We start from the raw sequence: 4,151 nt of genomic DNA, 5'->3' as shown, positions 1-4,151 counted from the left end.
TGGCGGCTGCCGGCGCCCCCACGGCGTTCGACCTCGTCGTGTGCGTCGGCAACGTGATCGCCTTCGTCGCGGAGGCCACCGAGGTGGCCGTGCTGCGCCGGCTCGGCGACCTGCTCGCACCGGAGGGCCGGATCCTCGTCGGGTTCCACCTGCAGGACGGCCCGGAGACCGCCCGGAAGGCGACCCTCGAGGAGTTCGCCGCCGACGTCGAGGCGGCGGGCCTGCGGGCCGAGCACCGCTTCGGCGGCTACGACCTGCGACCCGTCGACGACGCGTACGCCGTGTGGCTGCTGCGCAGCGCGGGATCCTGACCCGGCAGGATCAGAAGGACTCGAGGTCGTCGCGGGTCATCGTGTCGACCACGGGCGGCACCATCGGGACCGGTGCGTGCCGCTTGCTGAGCCGCACCTCGGAGTGGGCGCCGCAGCCGTGGTCGAAGGAGACCACCCGGCCGTCGTCGTTGGCGTCGCCGTTGGCGCAGACACCGAACAGCTCCGAGAGCGGGCCGGCGATCCGGACGAGGAAGCCGCAGGACGTGCAGGTGTCCGGCGCGGACTTGGCCAGCGGTGCCTCGGGGCCGCCGTCGCCGTCGTACCACCGCTCGGCGGCGGCGTCGCGGCCCTCGGGCGACAGCGTGCGGACCCGGCCGAGACCCAGGTCCTTCGCGACCTGGCGCACCTGGGCCTTGTCGTCGGAGTCAAGCGGGTCGTCACCGAAGGAGTACGTCGGCACCAGGCGCGGGTCGTCGTCGGCGACGGGGAGCAGGTCACCGGGCGACAGGTCGCCCGGCTTGATCCGCTCGCGGTAGGGCACCCACGGCGGCGCGATGATCGCGTCCGGGCCGGGCAGCAGCACGACCTCGCAGACCGTCACCTTCTTCTGCCGAGACGCGCGGGTGAGGGTGACCGCCCACTGCCAGCCGACGTAGCCGCGGCGGGTGCAGGTGAACCGGTGGGTGGCGACGCGCTGGCCCTCGACCTCGTGGCCGAGGTAGTCGCCGACATCGGCGGCGTCGACGTCCTCGAGCAGCGCGGCACGGGCCTCGTCGACGGCTGCGGCCGTCACGGTGTCGGTCGCCTTGCGCTCGATCGTGGTCACCCGAGGAGTGTCCCCCATCAAGGAGGTGGTCGTCACGTCGGGGTGAACAGGCAAGATAGGCACGTGACGTCCCAGCCGCCCGACGAATCCGCACCCGGCGGCGCCCGTCCGGAGGTTCCGGCCGACGGGCTCGCGCCGACACGGACGGTCGGCCAGAGCGTCGGCACCGGCGCTCTGGCGACGGCGCGCGGCCTGCGCGGGTTCGCCCGGGTCACCGGCAGGTTCGGGCGCGCGACCTTCCGCCAAGCCCGGCGGGCGGCGGGCGCCCAGGGCGCCGAGCGGTCCGGCCTCAACCGGCTGATCGAGCTGCACGCCTGCAACGCGGCAGGCGACGCCGCGGTCGCGATCGCGCTGGCCGGCACCATCTTCTTCGCCGGCGCCACGAGCGAGGCGCGCGGCCAGGTCGCTCTCTTCCTCGGCCTGACCATGCTGCCGTTCGCGATCGTGGCTCCGCTGATCGGGCCGTTCCTCGACCGGTTCAGCCACGGACGCCGGTGGGCGATCGGCGCGACGTTCGCGATCCGCGGCTTCCTGTGCTGGGTCCTGGCCGGCGCCGTCGCCGACGAGTCGGTGTGGCTCTACCCGGCTGCCCTCGGCGTGCTCGTCTCCTCGAAGGCGTACGGCGTCACCCGGGCCGCCGCCGTTCCCCGCCTGCTGCCGCCCGAGATCACCCTGGTGAAGGCCAACGGCCGGGTGTCCCTGGCCGGCGTGGTCGGCGCCAGCATCTCGGCGCCGCTCGCGGGCGCGGCGGCGTACTTCGGGTCCGAGTGGGCGCTGCGCTACGCGTTCCTGGTCTTCGTCCTCGGCACCGTCGTCGCGATCCTGCTGCCGGCGAAGGTCGACTCGACGGAGGGCGAGCAGACCGTCGACGAGATGCCGACCAACGGCCGCCGTACCCCCGGCCTCCCGCCGAAGGTGGCGTTCGCGCTGCGCGTCAACTGCGGGCCGCGGTGGCTGTCGGGCTTCCTCACGATGTACATCGTGTTCCTGTTGAGGGCCGAACCCATCGACGGCTGGGAGGACCGGACCACGCTGCTCATCGGCCTCGTCATCGGCGGCGCCGGTCTCGGCAACACGCTCGGCATCGTGCTCGCGTCGCTGGCCAAGAAGATCAACCCGGCGTTCACCGTGGTCGCGGCGCTGCTCGCCGACATCGTGATCGTGGCGTTGGCGGCCGCCTTCTACAGCGTGATCGCGCTGGTCGCGCTCGGGCTCACCGCCGGGCTGACGCAGTACCTCGCCAAGGTGTCCCTCGACTCCACGATCCAGACCGGCGTGCCCGCGCGCGCCCACTCGAGCGCGTTCGCGCGCGGTGACACCACCTTGCAGCTCGCCTGGGTCATCGGCGGGTTCGTCGGCATCTCCATGCCGTGGTGGCCGCAGTTCGGCCTCACCGCCGCGGCCGTCATCCTCGGCGCCTGGGCCGTCTACGTGCTGGGGAGCCGCCCGGGCAGGGCCGCACCAGCCGCCGCACCAGCCGCCGCACCGGCCACCGGGCCGCAAGCCTCCAGGCGGCCGTAAGCCGCACGCCGCTCGGCCAGACCGGACTCAGCTCTCGAGCTCGTCGGCGAGGGCGCGCAGCACCTTGGCGACGGGCTGCGCCGTACGGCGGTCGGGGTGGCGGCCGTGACGGTAGGCCTCGCCGACGCCGTCGAGCAGGCGGATGAGGTCCTCGACGATCAGGACCATCTCCTCCGGCTTCTTCCGCTTCGCCTGCGACTGGTTGCGGGACACCGAGGCGGGCGCGTCGAGCACCTTCACCTGCAGCGCCTGGTCGCCACGACGTCCCTGGGCGATGCCGAACTCCACCCGGGTCCCGGGCTTCAGGGTCGTGACGCCCTCGGGCAGCGCGTCGGAGCGGACGTAGACGTCCTCGCCCTCGGGCTGGGAGAGGAAGCCGAAGCCCTTCTCCGCGTCGTACCACTTCACCTTGCCAGTCGGCACGGTCTCGACCCTTCTCTCACGCGTGCGCCCCAGCGATTCCGGAGCGCGACCAGAAAGCGTAGGACATCGGACCGACGGACCACGAACGGCTTTCGCCTCCGCGCCTGGTCGGCGCCTGTGCACCGATGGTTGAAGACTTGCCTACCCCCAGGGCGCACGGGGCACAATGGGCAGTTCGGGGCCACCGGGGGAACCGTCTCGGGGACAGGAAGCAGGCACGCATGCGCGGCGACGATCGCCAGCACCAGCCTCGGCTCCGTCGCGCCCTGTCCCTCGCCACCATCGTGGCTGCTGTCGTGGCCACCGTCGTGGCCACCGTCGCCGCCACCGCCCTGACGGCCGCTGCGCCGGCCCGGGCCGACGACGGCGAGGGCGAGGGCGAGACCACCCTGCACCTGGTCACGCTCCGCGGACCCGGGACCGCCGGCCACCGCGGCGAGGCGCCGGACACGGAGGTCGCCCGGCGGATGCTCGCCCTGCAGGCCGCCGTCCTCGACAGCGTCGACGCCGATGCCCCGGTCTACCAGTGGACGACGGCGCTCAACGGGTTCGCGGTCGAGCTCACCGAGGACCAGCACGCCGTGCTCGTCGCCGACGACCGGGTGGCGCTCGTGGAGGAGAACGCGATCCGCGCCCTCGCCGGGACCGTCGGTGCGCCGAGCGAGCCGCAGGCACCGGTGCGGCCGCGCAGCAGCCGGGCGGCGGGAGGCGCCGGCACCGTCATCGGTTTCGTCGACACCGGCATCGACCCGACCAGCCCCGCGTTCTCCGCGGTGTCTGCTCTCGGTCCCGCCCCACGCCGCTACGCCGGCAGCTGCACCGACGCCCCCGACGACGACAGCTGGGACGACACCGACTGCTCCGAGAAGGTCGTCGGCGCGCAGTTCTACGTCGCGGGCTTCGGTGGCGACCAGCTGCGGTCCGCCTCCGCCCTCTCCCCGCGCGACACCGACGGCCACGGCACCGCAGTGGCGTCGATCGCCGGCGGTGCCGCGGACGTGGCGGTGCGCGCGGGACAACACCGGCCGGGTCGCTTCTCCGGCATCGCTCCGCAGGCCAGGATCGCGGTCTACAAGGCCTGCTGGTCGGCGCCCGACCCCGCCGACGAC

Annotated in this window: 5 protein-coding genes; 3 read left to right on the top strand and 2 right to left on the bottom strand. The window is 73.6% G+C overall.

Features of this window, described 5'->3' with window-relative positions; translation table 11 throughout:
• Positions 1-311 (top strand): class I SAM-dependent methyltransferase (locus H0488_RS23720; RefSeq protein ID WP_376768474.1); only part of this gene is annotated, 311 nt, incomplete at its 5' end.
• Between the two features lie 10 nt (positions 312-321).
• On the opposite strand, the gene H0488_RS17950 is transcribed toward H0488_RS23720, so the two are convergent.
• Positions 322-1,098: a DUF3027 domain-containing protein gene (locus H0488_RS17950; RefSeq protein ID WP_312856415.1), complete on the bottom strand. Its 777-nt coding sequence runs from the start codon at positions 1,096-1,098 to the stop codon at positions 322-324.
• Positions 1,099-1,161: 63 nt separating this feature from the next.
• Between H0488_RS17950 and H0488_RS17945 the strand changes: the two genes are divergently transcribed.
• Complete coding sequence (locus H0488_RS17945) at positions 1,162-2,619, top strand: MFS transporter (RefSeq protein WP_312856414.1); 1,458 nt, start codon at positions 1,162-1,164, stop codon at positions 2,617-2,619.
• Positions 2,620-2,646: 27 nt separating this feature from the next.
• Here H0488_RS17945 and H0488_RS17940 read toward each other — a convergent pair whose 3' ends face one another.
• Positions 2,647-3,042 carry a cold-shock protein gene (locus H0488_RS17940; RefSeq protein WP_183100609.1) on the bottom strand — a complete coding sequence of 132 codons (396 nt, stop codon included), beginning with the start codon at positions 3,040-3,042 and terminating at the stop codon, positions 2,647-2,649.
• 221 nt (positions 3,043-3,263) lie between these two features.
• On the opposite strand from H0488_RS17940, the gene H0488_RS17935 reads away from it, so the two are divergent.
• On the top strand, positions 3,264-4,151 hold an 888-nt coding region (locus H0488_RS17935; protein WP_183100608.1), incomplete at its 3' end, for a S8 family serine peptidase.

The sequence above is a fragment of the Nocardioides pelophilus genome (genome assembly GCF_014180685.1).
Taxonomy (GTDB): domain Bacteria; phylum Actinomycetota; class Actinomycetes; order Propionibacteriales; family Nocardioidaceae; genus Nocardioides; species Nocardioides pelophilus.
This window is presented reverse-complemented; position numbering and strand designations above follow the sequence as displayed.